20 protein-coding genes are annotated in these 24,721 nt (G+C 36.9%); 18 read left to right on the forward strand and 2 right to left on the reverse strand.

Going from position 1 to position 24,721, the window contains the following annotated elements:
* The 13 genes from LCM23_RS06515 to mutL form a co-directional block, all read left to right on the forward strand.
* Positions 1–199 (forward strand): hypothetical protein (locus LCM23_RS06515; RefSeq protein WP_224936213.1); only part of this gene is annotated, 199 nt, incomplete at its 5' end.
* A 238-nt stretch (positions 200–437) separates the two neighbouring features.
* Positions 438–1,478, forward strand: coding sequence for a recombinase RecA (gene recA / locus LCM23_RS06520; protein WP_095369461.1), 1,041 nt, complete (start codon positions 438–440; stop codon positions 1,476–1,478).
* Positions 1,479–1,939: 461 nt separating this feature from the next.
* A complete protein-coding gene (gene rny, locus LCM23_RS06525; RefSeq protein ID WP_095369460.1) occupies positions 1,940–3,499 on the forward strand; it encodes a ribonuclease Y in 1,560 nt (519 codons plus the stop codon).
* 146 nt (positions 3,500–3,645) lie between these two features.
* Entirely contained in the window at positions 3,646–4,443 is a 798-nt protein-coding gene (locus LCM23_RS06530) for a TIGR00282 family metallophosphoesterase (protein WP_095369459.1), read from the forward strand.
* Positions 4,444–4,594: 151 nt separating this feature from the next.
* Positions 4,595–4,855: a stage V sporulation protein SpoVS gene (spoVS, locus tag LCM23_RS06535; RefSeq protein ID WP_095369458.1), complete on the forward strand. Its 261-nt coding sequence runs from the start codon at positions 4,595–4,597 to the stop codon at positions 4,853–4,855.
* A gap of 134 nt (positions 4,856–4,989) precedes the next feature.
* Positions 4,990–5,916, forward strand: a complete 927-nt coding sequence (locus LCM23_RS06540; RefSeq protein ID WP_224936214.1) for a dipeptidase — start codon at positions 4,990–4,992, stop codon at positions 5,914–5,916.
* Between the two features lie 192 nt (positions 5,917–6,108).
* Positions 6,109–7,842, forward strand: coding sequence for a 2-oxoacid:acceptor oxidoreductase subunit alpha (locus tag LCM23_RS06545; protein ID WP_224936215.1), 1,734 nt, complete (start codon positions 6,109–6,111; stop codon positions 7,840–7,842).
* The gene (locus LCM23_RS06550; protein WP_095369455.1) at positions 7,843–8,709 is read left to right on the forward strand and encodes a 2-oxoacid:ferredoxin oxidoreductase subunit beta; all 867 of its coding nucleotides are present in this window, start codon (positions 7,843–7,845) and stop codon (positions 8,707–8,709) included.
* A 217-nt stretch (positions 8,710–8,926) separates the two neighbouring features.
* Positions 8,927–10,471, forward strand: a complete 1,545-nt coding sequence (miaB, locus tag LCM23_RS06555; RefSeq protein WP_224936216.1) for a tRNA (N6-isopentenyl adenosine(37)-C2)-methylthiotransferase MiaB — start codon at positions 8,927–8,929, stop codon at positions 10,469–10,471.
* Position 10,472: 1 nt separating this feature from the next.
* Complete coding sequence (locus LCM23_RS06560) at positions 10,473–10,898, forward strand: RicAFT regulatory complex protein RicA family protein (protein WP_095369453.1); 426 nt, start codon at positions 10,473–10,475, stop codon at positions 10,896–10,898.
* 1,038 nt (positions 10,899–11,936) lie between these two features.
* A complete protein-coding gene (locus tag LCM23_RS06565; protein ID WP_095369452.1) occupies positions 11,937–12,479 on the forward strand; it encodes an outer spore coat protein CotE in 543 nt (180 codons plus the stop codon).
* 161 nt (positions 12,480–12,640) lie between these two features.
* On the forward strand, positions 12,641–15,241 hold the full coding sequence (gene mutS / locus LCM23_RS06570) for a DNA mismatch repair protein MutS (RefSeq protein WP_224936217.1): 2,601 nt from the start codon (positions 12,641–12,643) through the stop codon (positions 15,239–15,241).
* A 21-nt stretch (positions 15,242–15,262) separates the two neighbouring features.
* Positions 15,263–17,122, forward strand: a complete 1,860-nt coding sequence (gene mutL, locus LCM23_RS06575) for a DNA mismatch repair endonuclease MutL (protein ID WP_224936218.1) — start codon at positions 15,263–15,265, stop codon at positions 17,120–17,122.
* A 120-nt stretch (positions 17,123–17,242) separates the two neighbouring features.
* Here the strand turns inward: mutL and mreBH are convergent, their stop codons facing one another.
* Positions 17,243–18,253, reverse strand: coding sequence for a rod-share determining protein MreBH (gene mreBH, locus LCM23_RS06580; protein ID WP_095369449.1), 1,011 nt, complete (start codon positions 18,251–18,253; stop codon positions 17,243–17,245).
* A 308-nt stretch (positions 18,254–18,561) separates the two neighbouring features.
* Between mreBH and miaA the strand changes: the two genes are divergently transcribed.
* The 3 genes from miaA to spoVK all read left to right on the forward strand — a co-directional run bounded on the left by miaA (position 18,562) and on the right by spoVK (position 21,026).
* Complete coding sequence (miaA, locus tag LCM23_RS06585) at positions 18,562–19,527, forward strand: tRNA (adenosine(37)-N6)-dimethylallyltransferase MiaA (RefSeq protein WP_224936219.1); 966 nt, start codon at positions 18,562–18,564, stop codon at positions 19,525–19,527.
* Between the two features lie 28 nt (positions 19,528–19,555).
* Entirely contained in the window at positions 19,556–19,786 is a 231-nt protein-coding gene (gene hfq / locus LCM23_RS06590) for an RNA chaperone Hfq (RefSeq protein WP_095369447.1), read from the forward strand.
* Between the two features lie 289 nt (positions 19,787–20,075).
* Positions 20,076–21,026 carry a stage V sporulation protein K gene (gene spoVK / locus LCM23_RS06595; RefSeq protein WP_224936220.1) on the forward strand — a complete coding sequence of 317 codons (951 nt, stop codon included), beginning with the start codon at positions 20,076–20,078 and terminating at the stop codon, positions 21,024–21,026.
* Between the two features lie 135 nt (positions 21,027–21,161).
* Here spoVK and LCM23_RS06600 read toward each other — a convergent pair whose 3' ends face one another.
* Complete coding sequence (locus tag LCM23_RS06600) at positions 21,162–21,770, reverse strand: trimeric intracellular cation channel family protein (RefSeq protein WP_095369445.1); 609 nt, start codon at positions 21,768–21,770, stop codon at positions 21,162–21,164.
* A gap of 241 nt (positions 21,771–22,011) precedes the next feature.
* Between LCM23_RS06600 and hflX the strand changes: the two genes are divergently transcribed.
* On the forward strand, positions 22,012–23,268 hold the full coding sequence (gene hflX, locus LCM23_RS06605) for a GTPase HflX (RefSeq protein WP_224936221.1): 1,257 nt from the start codon (positions 22,012–22,014) through the stop codon (positions 23,266–23,268).
* An 18-nt stretch (positions 23,269–23,286) separates the two neighbouring features.
* Complete coding sequence (locus LCM23_RS06610; protein WP_224936222.1) at positions 23,287–24,561, forward strand: methionine gamma-lyase family protein; 1,275 nt, start codon at positions 23,287–23,289, stop codon at positions 24,559–24,561.
* Positions 24,562–24,721 lie beyond the last annotated feature (160 nt).

A 24,721-nucleotide genomic window follows, 5' to 3' on the forward strand; every position in this document is an offset into this window, starting at 1 on the left:
ATGTATTTATTACTTCTATCCTAACTTCGAGTGGATGAGCTCTTTTAGACATAAATATACTCCCCTTTTAGTAGCCAGATTTTATTTTTTTATCTGTCTACCTAGAGGGGAGCATATCAGATTAACGTTGTTCGGATTTCTCACTTCTAAAGAAGCAATAGATGCTTGTTATGATCGCCCAGGGGGCAAATTTAGCTAAAGGAATAGTCGGAGATTAAAAGAAATTTGAAGGTTATACTGAGGAAGAGGTTTGATTATTGGATTTCTATCTGGCAAAACGATCATTTTTCCAAAAAAACCAACCGATAAAAAAAACGAATGGATGTTCGATTTTTTCCTCGACAAAGTCATAAAAAAAAGCTATAGTATAAATATGAAATCGCAAGACCTAATGATAAATTTATCATAGATAATCGAAATTTAAAGGAGGAAATAGCATGAGTGATCGTCAAGCAGCCTTAGATATGGCGTTGAAACAAATAGAAAAGCAGTTTGGTAAAGGCTCGATTATGAAGTTAGGAGAACAAGCAGAGCGTAAAATATCCACTATTCCAAGTGGTTCATTAGCTTTAGATACCGCTTTAGGAGTAGGTGGATATCCGAGAGGACGTATCATCGAAATTTACGGGCCTGAAAGTTCGGGTAAAACAACTGTTGCTCTGCACGCTATTGCTGAAGTACAAGCAGCAGGTGGACAAGCAGCATTTATCGATGCAGAGCATGCACTTGACCCTGTATATGCTCAGAACCTAGGGGTAAATATTGATGAGCTTCTTTTATCACAACCAGATACAGGGGAACAAGCCCTTGAAATAGCTGAAGCTTTAGTTCGAAGTGGTGCCGTTGATATTTTAGTTATTGACTCTGTAGCTGCTTTAGTACCAAAGGCAGAAATTGAAGGGGAAATGGGAGATTCTCACGTCGGCCTTCAAGCAAGATTAATGTCGCAGGCACTAAGGAAACTATCTGGTGCGATTAATAAATCCAAAACGATTGCGATCTTCATTAACCAAATTCGTGAAAAAGTAGGCGTTATGTTCGGTAACCCTGAAACAACACCAGGTGGTCGTGCATTAAAATTCTATTCAACGGTACGTTTAGAAGTGCGTAGAGCAGAAGCTTTAAAGCAAGGCAATGAGATTGTCGGTAATAAAACCAAAATTAAAATTGTAAAAAATAAAGTAGCTCCGCCTTTTAGAGTAGCGGAAGTTGATATCATGTATGGTGAAGGTGTATCAAAAGAAGGGGAAATTATTGATCTCGGATCAGAGATTGATATTGTACAAAAAAGTGGTTCTTGGTACTCCTATAATGATGAACGTTTAGGTCAAGGAAGAGAAAATGCAAAGCAATTCCTTAAAGAGAATACGGAAATTCGTTTGCAAATTCAAGAGAAAATCCGCGAGTACTATGGTTTAGACGTAGATAAATCTTCTAACAGCGATGATGAACAAGAGGAATTCGAACTCATCGATTAATTGAGAGAAAGCAGAGTACAGACTACTGTTGCTCTTGTTACTTCGAAAAGAGATATTCACAACTTATAAATATAGTTGAATATCTCTTTTTGTATAGAAAAATCATGCAGTGAAAATCGTCATCTTCTTGGGCTCGTGATTATACATAATAACAGGCATTGTGGACTTATACTCTACCTTCAAGTACTTGACAATGAAATTCTGCGGCTTTACAATTAAAACTGTATAATTTACATTTTTTATATGTTAATTTGCATATTTGTTAAGGGAAGGTAGAAATTACCTTTTCAGAAGATATCTCTGTTGCAAATGGAGAATGCTTCCAAATAACTGTATTATTTGCAAACAATAAGAAGAATGAAAGCGTTGAAAAGCTTAAGTGCAGTATATTGTTAAAACGGTATACATGCCAACACTTTAAAAACGTAACAAAAAAGTTTATAGCAAGAGGAGGTGAAATGATGGAACTAGGTTATATCATCTCCATTTTGCTTGGCCTAATCGTTGCTGCTTTTGTTGGCTATTTCTTTCGAAAATCCGTTACGGAAGCAAAAATCGCTGGTGCCCGAGGAGCTGCTGATCAAATATTAGAAGATGCAAAACGTGAAGCAGAAGCTCTAAAGAAAGAGGCATTACTTGAAGCGAAGGATGAGAATCATAAGCTTCGCACAGAGGCGGAACGTGAAATTCGTGAACGTAGGAATGAACTGCAAAAACAAGAAAATCGTTTATTGCAAAAAGAAGAGAATCTAGACCGAAAAGATGAAACGCTAGATAAGCGTGAAGCGGTTTTGGAAAAAAGAGACGACTCTCTTGGCAAAAGACAACAGCATATTGAAGAGATGGAAAGCAAAGTGGACAAAATGGTACAGTCTCAGCAAACTGAACTGGAAAGAATCTCCGGGTTAACTCGTGAGGAAGCTAAATCCATCATTTTAGATCGTACTGAACAAGAGGTTGCACATGATATTGCCATCATGGTAAAAGAGAGTGAATCAAGGGCGAAGGAAGAAGCGGATAAGCGTGCGAAAGAAATCTTATCATTAGCGATTCAAAGATGTGCTGCGGACCATGTAGCTGAAACAACGGTGTCAGTTGTTAACTTGCCAAACGACGAAATGAAAGGTCGTATTATCGGTCGTGAAGGGCGTAATATCCGTACACTTGAAACGTTGACAGGTATTGATTTGATTATCGATGATACACCAGAAGCCGTTATTCTTTCAGGATTTGATCCTATCCGACGAGAAACTGCTCGTCTTGCACTTGATAAACTTGTACAGGATGGAAGAATTCATCCAGCTCGAATCGAGGAAATGGTGGACAAGGCCCGACGAGAAGTGGATGAGCATATTCGAGAGATTGGAGAGCAAACGACATTCGAAGTTGGTGTCCATGGTTTACATCCTGACTTGATCAAAATATTAGGTCGCCTAAAATTCCGTACAAGCTACGGTCAAAATGTATTGAAACACTCGATGGAAGTAGCGCAGTTGTCCGGTATGCTTGCTGCGGAATTAGGTCAAGATGAGACATTAGCTCGCCGAGCAGGATTATTACATGATGTTGGGAAAGCGATTGACCATGAAGTAGAAGGAAGCCATGTTGAAATTGGGGTTGAACTAGCGACGAAATATAAAGAACACCCAGTTGTCATTAATAGTATCGCTTCCCATCATGGTGACACGGAACCAACATCCATTATCGCTGTTTTAGTAGCTGCAGCTGATGCACTTTCTGCTGCAAGACCGGGGGCAAGAAGAGAAACGCTTGAGAATTATATTCGACGTTTAGAAAAGCTCGAAGAAATCTCAGAGTCATATGATGGTGTTGAAAAATCATTTGCTATTCAAGCGGGTCGTGAAATTCGCATTATGGTTAAACCGGAGCAAATTGATGATTTGGAAGCACACCGTCTTGCAAGAGATATAAGGAAGAAAATCGAAGAAGAACTCGATTATCCAGGTCATATAAAAGTAACGGTTATTAGGGAAACAAGAGCCGTAGAATATGCGAAATAAGAGCCGTAGAATATGCGAAATAAGAGCGATGCCTTTTAGGCATCGCTTCCTTTTTTGAAGGGTAAAAAATCTTAAAGAGCTAACAATCTAGCTTAGAGCTTGATTGGCGTATGTATGAATACAAGTATTTTTAGAAGGGGAATTTTATGAGAATTTTATTTGTAGGGGACGTTGTTGGATCATTAGGCCGTGAAATGGTAGAAGAGTATTTACCGAAGTTAAAGGAAAAGTATCGACCGCAAATAACCATTATTAATGGGGAGAACGCTGCTGGTGGTAGAGGAATTACCGAAAAAATATACAGGGAATTTTTATCTGCTGGGGCACAAGCGGTGACATTAGGTAATCACACATGGGATAATAAGGAAATATTTGATTTTATTGAGGAAGCAAAGTATTTAGTTAGGCCTGCTAATTTCCCTGATAATAATCCAGGGAAGGGTTTAGTTTATTTAAAATATAATAGTGAAGAAATAGCTGTTATCAATCTACAAGGTCGAACATTTATGCAACCAAGTGATTGCCCTTTTGAGAAGGCAGAGCAACTTATTGAAGAGGCAAAGCAAAGAACTCCGGTTATTTTCGTCGATTTTCATGGTGAAACAACAAGTGAGAAACAAGCGATGGGCTGGTATTTAGATGGTAAAGTGTCAGCAGTCATTGGCACTCATACACATGTGCAAACAGCAGATCAACGCATTCTGCCAAATGGGACAGCATTCATGAGTGACGTAGGTATGACTGGACCATACGATGGTATTCTTGGGATGGAAAGAGAAGCTGTATTAAAGCGGTTTATTACGAATATGCCGGTTCGTTTTGAAGTACCGAAAAGTGGCAGAGGAATATTGAGTGCCGTAACCATTGACATTGATATGAAAACAGGAAAAGCGAAGAAGATAGAAAGCGTTTTAATTAATGATGATCACCCATTTTATAGCTAAAAAAAACCTCCTCATTTTCTAATTTTTCTGGTCAAGCTGGAATATGTCTTTTTCATTATGAATATAGTAGCAGTGGAAACATTTATTGAAACCTGATGAACTCTTTAAAAAAAGAGCATTCAGGAGGGGGAAAAATGAGGAGGAGCTAGGAATGGAAATATTAAAAGTTTCAGCAAAATCTAATCCTAATTCTGTAGCTGGTGCGCTTGCTGGTGTTCTACGTGAAAGAGGAGCAGCAGAAATCCAGGCAATTGGTGCGGGTGCATTGAATCAAGCGGTTAAAGCAGTAGCAATCGCAAGAGGATTTGTAGCGCCTAGCGGTGTAGACTTAGTATGTATTCCTGCGTTTACAGATATTTTGATAGATGGGGAAGAGAGAACAGCTATAAAGCTGATCGTAGAACCTAGATAATGGCTGTCATTGTCCCATCAGAAAAAGTAAAAGCTCATTTGATTATCAAATGGGTTTTTTCTCTTTGTAGGACGAAAAAACAATAGAGAATGAATGAAATATTTTGTATATTTAAAGAATAAGGGAGTGAGAAAGTGAAGATAGTTGATGGTCATTGTGATGTATTAGCAAAAATGTTTTTGGACCCTTCCATTGAGTTTCAGTATTCGCAGCAGCTTCAGGCTAATCTTAATCGATTATTAGCCGGCGATGTGAAAGTCCAATTGTTTGCTATTTATGTACCAGAGAAAATTCATCCAGAATTAAAGTTTAACGCAGCACTACAAATGGTTGATATTTTTTATGAGAAAATAGTTAAACCTCATCCTCAAGTGAAGGTAATCCAGTCGAGTGAAGATCTTCAAGGATTACAGGAAAATGAAATAGGGGCGGTTTTAACTCTAGAAGGCTGTGATGCAATCTACAATGATGAAGTGAAATTAAAAACGCTGTTAAGGTTAGGTGTAAAATCGGTCGGCTTAACTTGGAATTACGGAAACTTTGTTGCCGATGGTGTATTAGAGGAGAATGCAGGAGGACTATCACGATTTGGCAAAAAGGTTATAGATATATTAAATGAACGCAATATATTATGTGACGTGTCTCATATAGCAGAAAAAGGGTTCTGGGATGTAATGGATATAGCAAAGAGACCGTTTGCTTCACATTCTAATTGTCTTCATTATTGTTCACATCCAAGGAATTTAACCGATGATCAAATTCGAGCTCTTATTAAGAAAGATGGTTTGATTGGATTGACTTTTGTTAGAGAATTCTTAAATGAGCCACATAAAGCGTCAATCAATGATGTATTAAAACATATTGATCATATCTGCTCCCTTGGTGGAGAAAACCATATTGGCCTTGGTTCAGACTTTGATGGCACTGAACCACCACTAAGAGGACTTGAGCATGCGGGAGAATATCAATATTTGATTGACGCATTATTACAGCATTTTCCACACGATGTCGTAGAAAAGATTACCTATTATAATTTTAAAAATGTGTTATGTAGTAGATAAATAGATGAATTTTTCTAAACTATCTAAAAAAATAAACAAATCTATCAATTATTTAATCTTAAAGGCTTGCATTTTTACATTGTTAGGTCTAGAATTGAAAGCGTTTAGTACGTTAAATGGTGAAATGGATGTATAAAAAGAGATTATACAAGTTATTTACATATTTCTCATGTAATAAAAGGGGTGTAGGACATGGTGAAACAACTTTCGTGGAAGGTTGGCGGACAACAAGGCGAAGGAATTGAAAGTACTGGTGAAATATTTTCTATTGCATTGAATCGCCTTGGCTATTATTTATACGGATACCGTCATTTTTCTTCTCGTATCAAAGGGGGGCATACGAATAATAAAATTCGTGTGAGTACCTCTCAAACTCGGTCTGTTGCGGATGATTTAGACGTTCTTGTGGCGTTTGACCAAGAAACGATAGATGTCAATTATAAAGAGTTACATGATGGTGGGATCATCTTAGCAGATGCAAAATTTAATCCAGTGAAACCAGAAGATACAAACGCGATACTTCTATCTGTTCCATTTACACAAATGGCGACTGATTTGGGTACATCGCTGATGAAAAATATGGTCGCTGTAGGCTCAACTTGCGCCGTTTTAAATTTGGATGTGGAAGTTTTCAAAGAAGTAGTAGAAGAGATTTTTGCTCGCAAAGGACAAGCCGTTGTAGATAAAAATATGGAAGCGATAAAAGCTGGCTATGATACAACAGTTGAACAATTAGGTAAAACAGAAGGCTTGATGCAGTTGGATGAAGCGGATGGTAAGAAAAGAATGTTCATGATCGGAAATGATGCCATTGCTCTGGGCGCATTAGCTGCAGGAAGTCGATTTATGGCTGCTTATCCAATTACACCAGCCTCGGAAATTATGGAGTATTTAATAAAAAAATTACCTGAACTTGGTGGTACTGTTATTCAGACGGAGGATGAAATTGCTGCTGCAACTATGGCGATTGGTGCCAACTATGCAGGAGTACGTGCTTTCACAGCCTCAGCCGGTCCAGGATTATCTTTGAAAATGGAATCGATTGGTCTAGCGGGTATTACAGAGACACCATTAGTTATTGTTGATACTCAGCGTGGTGGTCCGTCAACAGGTCTACCAACAAAACAAGAACAGTCAGATTTAATGGCTATGATTTATGGAACACATGGAGAAATTCCAAAAATTGTTCTTGCACCAAGTACAGTACAGGAAGCGTTTTATGATACTGCTGAAGCATTTAATCTAGCTGAAGAATATCAATGTCCTGTTATTGTTTTATCAGATCTACAATTATCATTAGGTAAACAAACAGTGGAACCATTGAATTTTAATGAAGTAGAAATTCGCCGTGGGAAGCTACAAGGCGATCTACCTGAAATAGATAGCAAAGAATATTTTAAACGTTATGAAGTGACAGAGGATGGCGTATCGCCAAGGGTAATCCCAGGAATGAAATATGGGATCCACCATGTTACAGGTGTAGAGCATGATCAATCTGGAAAACCATCGGAATCAGCAGCAAATCGTATTCAACAAATGGATAAACGGTTCCGTAAAATTGAAAATGTGAAATTTAATACACCAGTATATAAAAATGCCCCTCATGAAGAAGCAGACTTGTTATTAGTTGGTTTCATTTCAACAAGAGGTGCAATTGAAGAAGCGATTACTAGATTAGAAGCAGACGGTTTGAAGGTCAATCACGCACATATTCGTTTGATTCATCCATTCCCAACTGATGAGTTAATGCCGTTAGTCGCATCTGCTAAAAAGGTTGTGGTAGTTGAGAATAATGCCACTGGACAGTTAGCAAATATTATCAAAATGAATGTTGGACATGCGAATAAAATCATTAAATATAATAAGTACGACGGGAATCCTTTCTTGCCGCACGAAATCCATACAAAGTGCAAGGAGTTGTTCTAAATGGCTACGTTTAAAGACTTTCGAAATAATGTAAAACCGAATTGGTGCCCAGGCTGTGGTGACTTCTCTGTTCAAGCTGCTATTCAACGCGCATCAGCTAATGTTGGTTTAGAACCTGAAGAGTTAGCTGTAGTATCTGGAATTGGCTGTTCTGGACGAATTTCTGGCTATATTAATTCATATGGATTTCACGGAATCCATGGACGTTCATTACCGATTGCTCAAGGTGTTAAAATGGCGAATAAGGACTTAACTGTTATTGCTTCTGGTGGTGACGGGGATGGCTTTGCTATCGGTATGGGGCATACGATTCATGCTATTCGCCGTAATATAAATGTTACGTATATCGTAATGGATAACCAAATTTATGGCTTAACAAAGGGGCAAACATCTCCGCGTTCATCTACCGGCTTTAAAACAAAATCAACACCTGAAGGTTCCATTGAACAAGCGATTTCACCAATGGAAATGGCTTTAACGGCAGGAGCTACTTTTGTTGCACAAAGTTTTTCAACCGACTTGAAAGATTTAACTGCTCTCATTGAACAAGGAATTCAACATGATGGATTTTCACTTATTAATGTGTTTAGTCCATGTGTCACTTATAACAAAATCAATACGTATGATTGGTTTAAAGCGAATTTAACTAAATTAAAAGATATTGAAGGATACGATTCTTCTAATAGAGAACAAGCAATGCAAACCTTAATGAAACACGAAGGATTAGTAACTGGACTTATTTATCAAGACACTGAGCGTAAGTCTTATCAGGAAATGCTACATGGTTATTCAGAGACACCGTTAGCAAAGGCTGATTTAAACTTAGATCAAGCCTACTTTGATAAATTAGTAGAAGAATTTATGTAAATTAAATAAAAGACTTAAGAGAATCCATTGTTGATTTTCTTAGGTCTTTTTTATTCTTCATAGAATGTAAGCCTATTTTTAATACTTGCCTACGAAAAAGAATAGATCAGGTGCATTGCTATTGTGTTCAATAGAAATACGCTTTATACTATAGTAATGTGTATAGAAATAATGGATAGAAATCGCCTACAGTATCATAGAAAGGGGCATGTCGTAAATGAATGAAAAACAAAGATTAGAAAGTCAACAAGTAAAGGTCGCAAATCCTGCGGACAAAAAATCCGAAAAGGATTACAGTAAGTATTTTGAACATGTGTATACAGCTCCATCTTTAAAGGATGCGAAGAAACGTGGAAAAGAAGATGTCGAATACCATAAGGATTTTGAAATACCAAGTGAATTTGCCGGCTTAGGGGAAGGTCGTAAGTTCTATATCCGTACATATGGATGTCAAATGAATGAGCATGACACGGAAGTAATGGCAGGGATTTTTATGAATTTAGGCTATGAACCAACTGAATCCGTAGATGATGCCAATGTGATTCTTCTAAACACTTGTGCAATCCGTGAAAATGCGGAAAATAAGGTGTTTGGGGAACTCGGACATTTGAAACATTTAAAACAACAAAATCCTGATTTACTTATCGGTGTTTGTGGGTGTATGTCACAAGAAGAATCTGTTGTTAATAAAATTCTTAAAACATATAACCAAGTAGATATGGTGTTTGGAACACATAATATTCACCGCTTGCCAAATATTTTACAAGAAGCTTATATGTCTAAGGAAATGGTACTTGAAGTTTGGTCTAAAGAAGGCGATGTGATTGAAAATTTACCTAAAGTGAGAAGAGGTAATATCAAGGCTTGGGTAAATATTATGTATGGCTGTGATAAATTCTGTACGTATTGCATCGTTCCTTATACAAGAGGAAAAGAGAGAAGTCGCAGACCAGAAGATATCATTCAAGAAGTTCGTCAACTAGCGGCAAAAGGCTATCAAGAAATTACTTTATTAGGACAAAATGTGAATGCTTACGGTAAAGACTTTAAAGACATGAAGTATGGTCTTGGGGATTTAATGGATGAAATTCATAAAATTGATATTCCTAGGGTCCGTTTTACCACTAGTCATCCACGTGACTTTGATGACCATCTCATTGAAGTGCTGGCAAAAGGCGGCAATCTTGTAGAACATATTCATTTACCTGTGCAATCAGGTTCTAATGATGTATTGAAAATTATGGCTAGAAAGTACACGAGAGAACAGTTCCTAGAGTTAGTACGCAAAATAAAAGAAAACATACCAGGAGCAACTTTTACTACGGATATTATTGTTGGTTATCCGAATGAAACTGAAGAACAGTTCGAGGAAACGATGTCGCTCTATCGTGAAGTAGGTTTTGAAGCGGCGTATACTTTTATCTATTCTCCTCGTGAAGGTACACCTGCTGCGAAAATGAAGGATAATGTACCAATGGAAGTGAAGAAGGAACGCTTACAAAGATTAAACGCGCTAGTAAATGAAATATCTGCTGAATCTATGAAGAAATACAAAGATGAAATAGTTGAAGTGTTAGTAGAAGGGGAAAGCAAAAATAACCCTGATACATTGGCAGGCTATACAAGAAAGAACAAGTTGGTAAACTTTAAAGGACCGAAGACAGCAATAGGAAAAATCGTCAAGGTGAAAGTGACGGATGCTAAAACTTGGTCACTTAATGGTGAGATGATTGAAGAAAAAGAAAATCTTGAGGTGAGCTAAGATGGCGAAGTATTCTAAAGATGATATTGTAAAACGTGCAAGGGAACTAGCTGTAATGATTGCTGAAACGGAAGAAGTAGATTTCTTTAAACGTGCGGAAGCACAAATTAATGAGAATGAAAAAGTTTCAAAGATTATTACGCAAATTAAAGGTCTACAAAAACAAGCGGTTAATTTACAACATTATGGGAAAGAGGAAGCTTTAAGAAAAACAGAAGCAAAAATTGATTCTCTTGAAGAAGAGCTAGATGCAATTCCTGTTGTTCAAGAGTTTAAACAATCTCAAGTGGATGTAAATGATTTATTACAAATTGTCTCTTCAGCCATTTCTAACAGAGTAACGGATGAGATTATTTCGTCAACTGGTGGCGATTTACTATCTGGTCAAACCGGTTCACAATTGAAAAATTCAGGCTGTCAACATTAAGAATGAAATGGAAGGGTGATCACAAGTCGATGTGATCACCCTTTTGATTTTTTACTATTGATATCAGCAGCTTTTAGAAACTCGTTTTTATAAGTTTAATGTTCTTTTAAGGAAGGAAATGTTTCTTATTGATTACTTAGGTTTCAAACTTCTTATTATTGAATAGATATGGATAGACAAATTGTAGTGTGGAATGATTAACAAAATAGGTTAAAAATATGGATTTACCATCTTTTCCTTCGTTGTGTGAGATGAAAATATGGTCTTTTTTTGCTTGTTAAAATAAATCCATCACATTCAATGCAACTGTATTTACACCAATTTCCTCCAATCCATAATCGTCCTTTCTAAAAACAATACTTTTACTATTAATTTGAATATACATCTGCATCGTTGTCGTTTTGGGCAATGATTGAATCGATTGCAGCTGCAGCACCTTTGTTGATGAAAAACTGAAAAGTGATAAAGATATAGTTAAAAAATAGCCTAAAGACCAGCAATAATACCCAGCGCTGCCGTTCTGTGTGTATTTAAACGGCTAATCTCACTTATATATGAAACTTATTTGGAGTAAATTTATATCACTAATTATACGCCGTTTTGTGAGAAATGAAAAAGTGGACTATAAGAAAACAATATAATTGAGAACAAACCATACAGTAAGGTGAAATTTGAGAATTCAAATTTTCAACAAGTAAAGATGTGTTTTCAACGTTCTATTTAACTGACCAATAAATCCTTTGTTAGACAACTCTCCCAATAACACCACTTCCATCCTCTTATAATTAATTTAATAGCTACGTGACAATCAATACAGGCAGTTGCACCAAAAGTGAGAGAAAATGTTATAAGAAGTTGATGAAAAATCTTTCCTAGATTGGGCCCTTGCCCACCTCAGTCCGTAACACTCGCCCGTATGCGGCATATGATAAAGCATGCTAATGGATTTGGCTAATTGCCCACAAGAAAATATGTCGCACACTAGTCTAATATCCCGCATAGGATGAATTGAAAATGAATGAGGAGGGTTCGCTCGCAATGGGAGACTATAGAGAGATAATAACGAAGGCAGTCGTTGCGAAAGGACGTAAGTTTATCCAGTCCAATCACACGGTTTGTCCTCAACACCACCCATCTAGTATTCTTGGTGCTTGGATCATTAACCATAAGTACAAAGCGAAAAAGGTGGGAAATACTGTAGAGGTTAGCGGAAGCTTTGATATCAATATCTGGTATTCTTATAAAGATAACACGCAAACTGAAGTAGTTACAGAGTGCGTGGAATACAAAGATGTAATCAAAGTGAAGTATCGTGATGAAGAAATCCTTGACGATATTGAAGTTGTTGCACGGGTCGTTCAACAACCAAACTGTATTGAAGCAACAATCTCTAAAAATGGCAATAAAATTATTGTACATGTAGAGAGAGAGTTTATTGTTGAAGTCATTGGAGAAACAAAGATTTGTGTAGCAGTTGCTGATGCTGGTGACTGCGAAGATGAAGATTGGGGATTAGAAGCAGAAGATGAGGAATTTGAAGACTTAAACCCAGACTTCATCATTGGAACTGAAGAGGAATAAAAACTAACTAGGAGGTTTTACTTCCTAGTTTTTTTCTTTTTTCAAAGTGTTGAAGAGTTAAGGCGGGTAAGAGTATGAAGCATTTCTAATCGTTTGTTGACTTTCAAGTATGATATAATGAGATAAGAAAATAATAGATTATGAATTATGTGGAGGAAATTATGGCAGCAACATATACGCCGATGATACAACAATATTTAAGGGTAAAGGCAGATTATCAAGATGCCTTTTTATTTTTTCGTTTAGGCGATTTTTATGAGATGTTTTTTGAAGATGCGATTTCAGCATCAAGAGAGTTAGAAATTACATTAACAAGTAGAGACGGAGGAGCTGAAGACCGCATACCGATGTGCGGGGTACCTTATCATTCAGCCCCGAATTATATCGAACGCTTAATTGAAAAAGGCTACAAAGTAGCCATATGTGAACAAACCGAAGATCCGAAACAGGCTAAAGGTGTGGTCAAAAGGGAAGTTGTTCAATTAATTACACCTGGGACTCGGATGGAAGGTAAGGGGTTAAATGAAAAGGAAAATAACTATATTGCTACAGTAAGCGCATTTGAAGATGATACTTATGGTTTTGCATATAGTGATTTATCAACAGGAGAAACAAAAGCGACCATTATAACTGATGGTTTTACTTCCATTTTGAATGAGCTTTCAGTTTCTAATGCGAAAGAAATTGTCGTCTCTTCGCAGTTCTCAGATAAATGGCTCAAAAAGATGAAAGAGAGAATGGTACTGACCATTTCTATTGAAGACGATATCCAAACTCGGGAAGTGTTTCAGGAAAGTGTAGCAAAGTTAGTAAATGATCGTCTGCGTGAAACAGTAATGAGATTATATAATTATTTATACAAAACACAAAAACGTAGCCTTGACCATTTGCAACTAGCTGAAGTGTATGAAGTGAACCAATTTATGAAAATTGATTATTTCTCGAAGAAAAACCTAGAACTAACTGAAACGATGCGTTCAAATGGAAAGAAAGGTTCACTTCTTTGGCTGCTGGATGAAACGAAAACAGCGATGGGTTCGAGAATGTTAAAACAATGGATAGATCGTCCGTTAATTAATAAGGATGCCATTATAGAACGACAATCAATGGTGGAAACTTTCATGAATCATTATTTCGAACGAGAAGAGCTAAGAGATACTTTAAAAGAGGTATATGACTTAGAGCGACTTGCAGGTAGAGTCGCATTCGGTAATGTCAATGCTCGTGACTTATATCAATTGCAAAAATCATTACAGCAAGTACCCAAAATAGGTCATGTAGTGAATCAGTTAACGAATAACGTAGCTAAACAGTTGGCAAATGAACTTGATCCTTGTGAGGATGTAACCGACTTGTTAGAAAGAGCCATTACCGATAATCCCCCGTTAACCATCAAGGAAGGGAATATTATTGCTGATGGTTTTAATGAAGAACTCGATCAATATCGTGACGCAACGAAAAACGGTAAAAATTGGATCGCTCAGCTTGAGAAGAAAGAGAGAGAGAAGACAGGGATTAAGTCATTAAAAATTGGATACAATCGTGTCTTCGGATATTATATTGAAGTGACAAAGTCTAATCTTCATCTGTTAGAAGAAGGTTTATATGATCGAAAGCAAACCTTAACAAATGCTGAAAGGTTTATTACTCCAGAGCTAAAAGAAAAAGAGGCATTAATTCTACAAGCGGAAGAAAAATCGGTTGAACTAGAATACACATTATTCTTAGAGGTAAGAGAACAGGTAAAAGAGCATATTCCACGCATCCAGAATCTTGCCAAGCTTATAAGTGAATTGGATGTATTGCAATGTTTCTCTGTGGTTAGCGAACAGCGACAATACCATAAACCGACCTTTTCTAGTGAACGGAAAATCGTCATTGAGGATGGGAGACATCCGGTTGTTGAAAAAGTGATGAATGCGCAAGAATATGTAGCAAATGATTGTTATATGGATGAGGAAAGAGAGTTGTTACTTATTACTGGACCTAATATGTCAGGTAAAAGTACATATATGCGACAAATTGCTTTAACCTCAATTTTGGCACAAGTTGGTTGTTTTGTTCCTGCTAAACAAGCGGTGTTACCTATTTTTGACCAAGTGTTTACTAGAATAGGTGCGGCAGATGATTTAATCTCTGGACAAAGCACATTTATGGTCGAGATGTTAGAAGCAAGGAATGCCATTGTTCATGCCACAGAAAATAGTCTTATCCTATTTGACGAAATTGGTAGGGGAACGTCAACCTATGATGGAATGGCCCTTGCTCAGGCGATTATTGAATATATTCACCACCATATTGGGGCGAAAACATTGTTCTCAACGCATTATCATGAGCTTACTGTTTTGGCAGAGGAGTTACCCCATCTAGAAAATGTGCATGTAAGTGCAGTTGAACAAAACGGGAAGGTCGTATTTCTCCATAAGATTAAAGAAGGCTCAGCAGATAAAAGTTATGGTATACATGTTGCCCAACTTGCAGAGCTACCGGAGACATTGATTCAAAGAGCAAACGAAATCCTTACGCGACTAGAAGCAAAGGATTCAACAAAAATAAATGCAACAGCAACAAAAATAGACGTACAAGAAGAAGCGGTTGGCCAATTGTCATTCTTTGAAGAAGAAACGCAAGCGAAAAGAGGAACAAATATTGCAACAAAGGAAAGAAAGTTGCTTGATCAGCTAAAGAAACTAGACATTCTAGAAATGACACCGATGACGGCATTAAATACCTTATATGAGATACAAAAAAAATTAAAATAAAGATTGAAAGGGTGAATCCTAATGGGTAAAATCAAGCTCTTAGATGATTATCTATCAAATAAAATCGCAGCAGGAGAAGTCGTTGAGCGTCCAGCATCTGTTGTAAAAGAATTAGTAGAAAATGCAATTGATGCTGGCAGTTCTGTCATTGAAGTGGAAGTAGAAGAAGCTGGCCTTTCAAGTATCCGCATCATCGATAATGGAGAAGGAATAGCAGAAGATGACGTTCTCCATGCGTTCCATCGACATGCGACAAGTAAAATCCAAGACGAGAGCGACCTATTTAGGATTCGCACATTAGGATTTAGAGGGGAAGCGCTGCCCTCTATTGCTTCCGTTTCCAAAGTCGAATTGAAGACTTGCCATAGTGATATAGGTACGAGAGTGGTGCTTGAAGGCGGCAAAGTTATAACGATGGAAAAGGCAGCTAGTCGTAAAGGTACAGATATTACCGTGTCAGATTTGTTTTACAATACGCCGGCTAGACTTAAATATATGAAAACGATTCATACCGAATTAGGTAATATTACAGATGTCATGAATCGCTTATCTTTATCACACCCGGAGATCTCATTCAGGTTACTCCATAATGATAAGCAATTGTTAAAAACAACAGGTAATGGTGATGTTCGTCAAGTTTTAGCGGCGATCTATGGTTTAAATATTGTCAAAAAAATGATTCCCATTCAAACTCAGTCCCTTGACTTCAAGGTTTCTGGTTATGTAGCGTTACCAGAAATAACGAGAGCTTCGAGAAATTATATTTCAACGATGATCAATGGTCGGTTTATTAAAAACTACCCTTTAGTGAAAGCGATTCAGGAAGGTTATCATACATTATTGCCGATAGGACGGTATCCCATTGTTTTATTAAACATTGAAATGGACCCATTATTAGTAGATGTAAACGTTCATCCTTCTAAAATGGAAGTTCGGTTAAGTAAAGAGCATGAATTAAACGAATTAGTAACGGCCACCATTAAACAAGTCTTTAAAAAAGAAGAATTAATTCCAAGTGGCTTTACCGAAAAGAAAATAATTAAGCCAAAAGATGAACAAACATTCCTTCACCTCGATCATTTACCTGAAAGAAAACCATTTAAAGAGATCGAGCGAGAAAGGAAAGCAACAGAAGTACAATTCATCCAAGAAGATTCAGTAACACCAAACGAACAGGTAAAAAATACGATCTTTGAAACGGCTCCTGCAATAGAAGTTTATGCTCCACCTAAAGAAGTGGACTCACAAGAAGAAGAAAATATAACGCTTGCAGAAGAAGAGGAATTCGTGCTTCCTTCAAGAGTCCCAGCGATGTATCCGATAGGTCAAATGCATGGTACGTATATTTTTGCACAAAATGATAATGGTTTGTATATCATTGATCAGCATGCGGCTCAGGAAAGAATCAAATATGAGTTTTTTAAGGAAAAGGTTGGGAAAGTAGAAAGTGAATTACAGGAGCTTTTGATACCAATGACCTTTGAATATGCGAATGACGATGTGATAAAGATTGAAGAATATAAAGACGAACTTGAAAAAGTGGGGGTTTTCTTAGAGGAGTTTGGCCACAACAGTTATATCGTTCGTGCGCATCCACAATGGTTTCCTAAAGGAGAAGAACAAGAAACGATCGTGGATATGATAGAACAATTGCTGAATATGAAGCGAGTGGATATAAAAAAACTGAGAGAAGAAGCGGCTATCATGATGAGTTGTAAAGGTTCCATAAAAGCAAATCGCCATTTACGTAACGATGAAATTCAAGCATTACTTGATGAGTTACGACAAACGAATGATCCTTTTACTTGTCCTCATGGTCGCCCAATTATCATTCATTATTCTATATATGAAATGGAAAAAATGTTTAAGCGTATTATGTAAGACCAGCTTTAAAGAGACCTTTGTTTTAAGTAGGATATAGGAAATCAACTCTAAAACGCTTATGGTCACATAAAAAGAGAGAACCGCAAAATTAGTGATACGCGGTTCTCTCTTTTTTAATTATTTCGCATTGGCTGTTTGTAATTTGTCCATGTATTTTAATGATTTTCCTGTTCCAATTGCGACGGATTCTAACGGATTTGGAGCAAGGTGAACAGGCACATCAATCTCTTGACTGATCCATTCTTGCATACCGTTAAGTAAAGCTCCACCGCCAGTTAAAATGACTCCACGGTCAACGATATCACCGCTTAATTCAGCAGGGCTATCTTCTAAAGTTGCTCTTAGTGCTTCTAAAATACTGAGTAACGCTTCTTTCATCGCATCCCTAATTTCAAATGAAGAAAGCTCAATGGTTTTTGGTAAACCAGTAACTAAATCTCTCCCACGTATCTCCATTTTTAATTCATCATGATTAATCAGCGCATGGCCAATTTCAATTTTAATATTCTCTGCTGTTCTTTCACCAATAAGTACGTTATATTCTTTACGCACATACTGAATAATATCATCGTCTAAACGGTCTCCGCCAATACGGACGGAGTGGCAAGCAACTACACCACCGAAGGAAATAATCGCCACTTCAGTTGAACCGCCACCTATGTCAACTACTACATTTGCGACTGGCTCATCGACTGGCATACCCGCGCCAATTGCTGCTGCAACAGGTTCCTCAATAACGAAAACTTTTTTTGCACCGGCGTTTCGTACGGCGTCTTGAATCGCTCTTCTTTCAACACTTGTCGACCCGGAAGGTGTACAAACAACGACACTCGGCTTTCTAATTGAGAAGCCACCAGCTTTTGCAGCTTTTTTCATAATATGACGTAACATTTCTGTTGTTGTATCGAAATCGGCAATTACCCCATCTTTTAGTGGGCGTATGGCGACAATTCGTCCCGGTGTTTTACCAATCATTTCTTTTGCTTCAGAGCCAACTGCAAGCACTTTTTTTGTTTCTGTATCAATCGCAACAACAGAAGGCTCATTGAGAGCGATTCCTTTTGCCTTACTATAAACAAGTATATTAGCTGTTCCTAAATCGATTCCAATTTCAGCATTTCCTATCATTATCAATCACCTAATTTCCTATAATTCTGCTTCGTCTCAATCCATTTTCATAAGACCATATTCATAAGACATCTTATCTTAAACTCCGCTTTTTATAAGGTAACATGAAACGACTATAGAAGCCTGAATGTAAATAAAACGTTATAAAAATGTAATCTCTACTGTAAAAAAGAATCGAATCCGCAATAAAAAAGGTTTAATTTGTAGAAAAAGGGTGAATAATGTTTGAGTATTGATTGTCTTTTTTCCTTCCTATGCTTATGGTACGATAAGGTAGAAATTGAAAGACTAAAAGGCAGTGTGAGTGAATGACAAATCAAAAAGAAAAAATCATTATTCTTATAGGACCTACTGCTGTAGGGAAAACAAAAACAAGTATTGAACTGGCAAAAAAATATAATGGTGAAATTATTAGTGGTGATTCCATGCAAGTTTACAAAGGTATGGACATTGGTACAGCTAAAATAACGAAAGAAGAGACAGAAGGTATCAGCCATCATTTAATTGATATTAAAGAGCCAGATGAAAGTTTTTCGACAGCTGAATTTCAAACAATTGTCAGAGAAAAGATAACTGAAATCAGTAGTAAAGGGAAGTTACCCATTATTGTAGGGGGGACGGGACTATATATACAATCCGTTCTATTTGACTATCAATTTTCAAATGCCCCCTCAGATGATGATTTTCGATATCGCTTAGAGGAAAGGGCGAAAGTTGAAGGGAATGTTTGTATACATAAGGAATTACAGGTGGTCGATCCGGTATCTGCGGGAAAAATACATCCTAATAATATTCGAAGAGTGATTCGGGCTCTCGAAGTATACCATTGTACGGGAAAAACGATGACAGAGTGGCAAAGTAAACAAGAACTTGAATCGGTATATAATGCCGCTGTAATCGGTTTAACAATGGATAGAGATCTTTTGTATAAACGGATTAATCAGAGAATAGATATGATGATGGATAATGGCCTATTGGAAGAAGTGAGAGGGTTTTGTGATAAAGGATTGCAAAACTGTCAGTCCATGCAAGCGATAGGATATAAGGAATTCTACCCTTATTTTGATGGTTTGATTACTTTAGACGAGGCTGTTGATCAGCTAAAGCAAAACTCACGAAGATATGCCAAAAGACAGCTAACCTGGTTTCGTAATAAACTGGATGTTAGTTGGATAGATATGAGTGAAGCTCTCGATTCAAAGGGTTTTCATAAAAAAATAAATGAAATTTATGTAACGATTGAAGGAAAGCTGAAAATTAAATCGAATACATAATATTAGAGATAAAAGAGGAGGATTTGTAATGAAAACATCAATCAATATCCAAGATCAATTTCTAAATCAATTGCGAAAAGATAATGCCAATGTGACAGTTTTCTTATTAAACGGTTTCCAAATTAGGGGGCAAGTAAAGGGATTTGATAATTTTACTGTCCTATTTGAATCAGAAGGAAAACAACAACTTGTTTATAAGCACGCGATTTCAACATTTGCTCCTCAACGAAATGTATCGCTAGATATGGAACAAAAATAATAAAGTTGCTTCGTCGAGTCCGCAAATGATGCGGGCTTTTTCTTATACTTTGACAATCTTGTTGGAAGAAATTCGGTTGATCTATAATTTATATTTAATTATTAACAATTTTGTTTTCACTAAAAAAACTTTAATGATTTTCCTCCAAATTGAATATATATGAACAAGAAGACTCTAACTTCTAATAATAGAATAGGCTAAATAACGACTTGAGATAACGACTAGGCTTTTGTCACAATTAAGGCAATCTTAGCGTATACTGGTGCAAGAGAATGTGAGGTGAAAGCTATTGGATCAGCCGATTCGTTTGAAAAATAATGGACAAATCAGTATTGTACTAAATTCTCAAAAAAGAAAAGCCTTAACAAAGGAAATACCCGAACCGAATGTTGTACAAAAAACCTTACAATCAGAGCATCTTGCTCTTAGAGAAATTGAAGAAGAATTAGCTGCCTTAGTTGGCATGGAAGAAATGAAGAGAATGATTAAAGAAATCTATGCTTGGATCTATGTGAGCAAGAAGCGAGAAGAAGCAGGACTGAAAGCGGGAAAGCAGTCCCTTCATATGATGTTCAAGGGAAATCCTGGTACAGGGAAAACAACGGTAGCAAGGTTAATAAGTAAGCTATTTCAAAAAATGGATGTTTTGACAAAGGGGCATTTGATTGAAGCTGAAAGGGCTGACTTAGTAGGAGAATATATTGGCCATACAGCTCAAAAAACGAGAGATTTAATTAAGAAAGCAATCGGAGGCATACTTTTTATCGATGAAGCTTATTCCCTCGGTAGAGGAGGGGAAAAGGATTTTGGTAAAGAGGCAATCGATACATTAGTGAAACATATGGAAGATAAACAGCATGATTTTATACTGATTTTAGCCGGATATTCAAAAGAAATGGACTATTTTTTATCTTTGAATCCGGGTTTACATTCTAGATTTCCGCTTGTTATTGATTTTCCAGATTATTCAATTGAACAACTAATGGAAATCGGGCAAAGAATGCTGAAACAAAAAGAGTACGTACTTAGTAGAGAAAGTGAAAGGAAATTAAAAGATCACTTACTTTGGGTGAAAACAGTCTTAAATCCACAAACATTTTCTAATGGAAGATATATAAGAAATATTATCGAAAAGGCAATACGTGCACAATCCATGAGGCTTTTAATGCAAAGTCATTATGACCGCCATGAATTAATGACCATTAGAAGCAACGACTTAGTTTTTGAAGAAGATGATTGACTTTGTTTTAGCTCCGATTAATTTAGGAGTTTGTTTTTTGTTATTAGTAGAGATGCAAATTGAAAAAAAGCAGAGCACGTCTCCTACCTCTTATCGTGGGCTGAAACGTGGCTCTGTTTTTTTACTATTTTATCTTTAATTTAACTTGAATTGTTTTGTAGGAAGTTTCCATTTATAAGTGTAAGATAATACTCTAAGGGCGGTAATTGTTATGAATAATATAATGAGTTCTACTGCAGATGTGAAAATGTTTAATCCGATTAATAGCCCAGTAATAATCGCCCAAACCGCATAGATTTCTGATCGTAATACCAAAGGTTTTCTTTGTGCTAATAAATCACGAATCATTCCACCACCACTACCGGTTAATACTGCGGCAACGATAATTGCGCTTAATGGATGATTCATATCAGCAGCATAAAGTGCACCTTGTATAGCAAATGCTGATAATCCGATGGCATCAGTGAAGTTCCCCCATTTATGCCAATGCTTCAATAAGTGATGGGGAAAAATAATAATCAATGTAATAGACAAGAGGGCGATTTGAAAAAAAGTTCCCTGTTCCCACAATGTTGAAACGGGTACCCCAATTAATAAATTACGGATGGCTCCCCCACCAAAGGCCGTGACAATACCTAAAATATAAATGCCTAATATATCATAATCTTCTTCCATTGCTACGATAGCACCGCTAATGGCAAAAGCAATTGTACCAATCATACTTAAAAAATCCCAAGTTAACATCACATATCACCACACGTTCTTAAAATCCTGCAAAAACACAAACATATAGATTTTAACATGAAAAAGCATGAAATCAATGATTTTCAATAAATAAATTTTTGTGGTAAACAATATTTATTGATAACTTAGCAGGGACATTTTGGATAACCGGAAATTTTCTCCCTTTAACGTAAAGAATAATTAGTGAATTACAAAAGAATTTGATATGATAATGATATGTTAAAAAGAAAGTAGGGCTTTAATGGAACAACAGTCTTTTAAAGAAAAAGCGATACTTGTCGGCTGTCAAACGACTGAAGACGATTTGCAATATAGTTATTCAATGGATGAGCTTGTGTCACTAACAAAAACAGCTAAAGGTGAAGTGATTACAAGTGTTGTACAAAAAAGAGAGAGAATTCATCCATCTACATATATAGGAAGAGGGAAAGTTGAAGAAATATCACGCCTACAAGAAGAGACCGAAGCAGATGTGATTATTTTTAATGATGAACTATCTCCTAGTCAAGTTCGTAACTTATCCGAAGTCATCTCGGCAAGAATTATTGATCGAACCCAGTTGATTCTTGATATTTTTGCGGGCAGAGCTCGTTCAAAAGAAGGGAAACTGCAAGTTGAACTAGCTCAATTAAAATATTTACTACCGAGATTATTGGGACAAGGAACAGCACTTTCACGACTAGGCGGGGGAATTGGGACAAGAGGTCCAGGTGAGACAAAGCTTGAATCAGATCGCCGTCACATACGAAGGAAAATTGATGATATTGATAAGCAATTGAGGGCAGTTGTTCATCATAGGAAGCGTTATCGCGAAAGAAGAAAGAAGAATCAAGCACTGCAAATCGCCTTAGTAGGTTATACGAATGCGGGTAAATCGACACTGTTTAACCGCCTAACCGAAGCTGATTCCTATGAAGAAAATCAATTATTTGCCACACTTGATCCAATGACAAGAAAAATGTCTTTACCAAGTGGATATACAGCCCTTTTAACCGATACAGTTGGATTTATACAAGACTTACCGACTACGTTAATTGCAGCTTTTAGATCTACTTTAGAAGAAGTAAACGAAGCGGATCTCATTTTACATGTAGTTGATATGTCTAATCCGGACTACACCCAACATGAACAAACCGTACAACAATTAATTGATGACTTAGAGCAGGAAGAGATTCCACAATTGATTGTTTATAATAAAAAAGATGAAGCACATGAAAGGTTCATTCCAACAAAAGGTAGGGACACGTTACAAATGAGTGCATTAAATGATCGTGATCTCTATTTGCTAAAAGAAGCAATTGAACGAGCGATCACCCAATTAATGGACTCGTATACTGTTGCAATCCCTGCTTCAGAAGGAAAGTTATTATCGCTCCTAAATACGGTGACTATTGTGCGGAGTAGTGAGTTTATAGAAGAAAAACAAATGTATTTGGCTAAAGGTTTTTACTTCAAAGATCATCCAATCACACAAATGCTAAATCATTATAGAGTATAGAAAGTAAAGGTGTAGATCATGTTCCAAAGCTTAATAAATGGAGAATCTCTTTCTGAGATTGTTCAAGAAGTAGAAAAAAAAATTTCTTGTGTGACACATAAAATAGAGGAAAGAATAGATGAGAATCAATTTCGGGTTCTGCAGAGTTTTCAAAAACACCGTGTAAGTGATAGCCACTTTATACCCTCGACGGGATATGGTTATGACGATGCGGGTAGAGATACTTTAGAATTAATCTATGCAGATGTCTTTGGTGGCGAAGCCGCATTGGTTAGACCACAAATCATTTCTGGTACTCATGCTATATCCACTGCGCTATTTGGTATTTTACGACCGGGGGATGACCTTTTATATATTACGGGTAAACCTTACGATACGTTAGAAGAAATCGTCGGTATAAGAGGTAAAGGGGTAGGGTCTCTAAAAGAATTTCGTATTGGGTATGATGCGGTTGAATTGCAAGCGAATGGTACTGTTGATTTTGAGGTAATCAAAGAAAGAATGACATCTTCAACAAAGATGGTTGGTATACAACGTTCAAAAGGTTATGCGGAAAGACCATCATTTACAATAAATGAAATAAAAGAAATGATTCATTTTGTTAAGTCCATCAACCCTGAAGTCGTTATCTTCGTAGATAATTGTTACGGTGAATTTGTTGAAGAGATGGAACCTTGTCATGTTGGTGCCGATTTAATGGCCGGTTCCCTTATTAAGAACCCTGGCGGTGGATTGGCGAAAACGGGTGGTTACATTGTTGGAAAAAAAGCCCTTGTAGAAGCCTGCTCTTATCGATTAACTTCCCCTGGCATTGGAGCGGAAGCTGGAGCATCACTATATAGTTTACAGGAGATGTATCAGGGATTGTTCTTAGCCCCTCATGTAGTGGGACAGGCTTTGAAGGGAGCGGTTTTTACAGCAGCAATTCTCGAATACTTTGGGATGAAAACTAATCCAAGATGGGATGCAGAGAGAACAGACCTAATACAATCAGTACAATTTGGTGAAGCTAAAATGATGGTTGCCTTTTGTCAAGCGATTCAATATGCATCCCCAATCAACTCTCACGTTACTGCTTATCCAGCATATATGCCAGGATATGAGGATGATGTCATTATGGCTGCGGGTACTTTTATACAAGGAGCAAGTATTGAGCTAACAGCAGACGGTCCTATTCGGCCCCCGTATGAAGCATATGTTCAAGGTGGATTAACCTATTCACATGTAAAAATCGCCATTTGTACGGCCTTAGACCAATTATTAGAGAAAGACCTCATTCAAAAGTATCAATAAATATAGAGAAAGGAGACGGATATACGCTGCCTCCTTTCAGTATTAGGAAAAAAGTTTGAAAATTTCATGATTTCCATGTGATAAAACATAACATTTTGTTGACAGATTATCTAACACGACATATAATAGGATATAAGATACAAAGAAATTAAAAGTAAAA

The sequence above is a fragment of the Cytobacillus kochii genome, assembly GCF_020171845.1.
Taxonomy (GTDB): domain Bacteria; phylum Bacillota; class Bacilli; order Bacillales; family Cytobacillaceae; genus Cytobacillus; species Cytobacillus kochii.

Coding starts and splice junctions, on each gene's coding strand:
- recA (WP_095369461.1), top strand. CDS start 438: ATGAGTGATCGTCAAGCAGCCTTAGATATGGCGTTGAAACAAATAGAA.
- rny (WP_095369460.1), top strand. CDS start 1,940: ATGGAACTAGGTTATATCATCTCCATTTTGCTTGGCCTAATCGTTGCT.
- LCM23_RS06530 (WP_095369459.1), top strand. CDS start 3,646: ATGAGAATTTTATTTGTAGGGGACGTTGTTGGATCATTAGGCCGTGAA.
- spoVS (WP_095369458.1), top strand. CDS start 4,595: ATGGAAATATTAAAAGTTTCAGCAAAATCTAATCCTAATTCTGTAGCT.
- LCM23_RS06545 (WP_224936215.1), top strand. CDS start 6,109: ATGGTGAAACAACTTTCGTGGAAGGTTGGCGGACAACAAGGCGAAGGA.
- LCM23_RS06550 (WP_095369455.1), top strand. CDS start 7,843: ATGGCTACGTTTAAAGACTTTCGAAATAATGTAAAACCGAATTGGTGC.
- miaB (WP_224936216.1), top strand. CDS start 8,927: ATGAATGAAAAACAAAGATTAGAAAGTCAACAAGTAAAGGTCGCAAAT.
- LCM23_RS06560 (WP_095369453.1), top strand. CDS start 10,473: ATGGCGAAGTATTCTAAAGATGATATTGTAAAACGTGCAAGGGAACTA.
- LCM23_RS06565 (WP_095369452.1), top strand. CDS start 11,937: ATGGGAGACTATAGAGAGATAATAACGAAGGCAGTCGTTGCGAAAGGA.
- mutS (WP_224936217.1), top strand. CDS start 12,641: ATGGCAGCAACATATACGCCGATGATACAACAATATTTAAGGGTAAAG.
- mutL (WP_224936218.1), top strand. CDS start 15,263: ATGGGTAAAATCAAGCTCTTAGATGATTATCTATCAAATAAAATCGCA.
- mreBH (WP_095369449.1), bottom strand. CDS start 18,253: ATGATAGGAAATGCTGAAATTGGAATCGATTTAGGAACAGCTAATATA.
- miaA (WP_224936219.1), top strand. CDS start 18,562: ATGACAAATCAAAAAGAAAAAATCATTATTCTTATAGGACCTACTGCT.
- hfq (WP_095369447.1), top strand. CDS start 19,556: ATGAAAACATCAATCAATATCCAAGATCAATTTCTAAATCAATTGCGA.
- LCM23_RS06600 (WP_095369445.1), bottom strand. CDS start 21,770: ATGTTAACTTGGGATTTTTTAAGTATGATTGGTACAATTGCTTTTGCC.
- hflX (WP_224936221.1), top strand. CDS start 22,012: ATGGAACAACAGTCTTTTAAAGAAAAAGCGATACTTGTCGGCTGTCAA.
- LCM23_RS06610 (WP_224936222.1), top strand. CDS start 23,287: ATGTTCCAAAGCTTAATAAATGGAGAATCTCTTTCTGAGATTGTTCAA.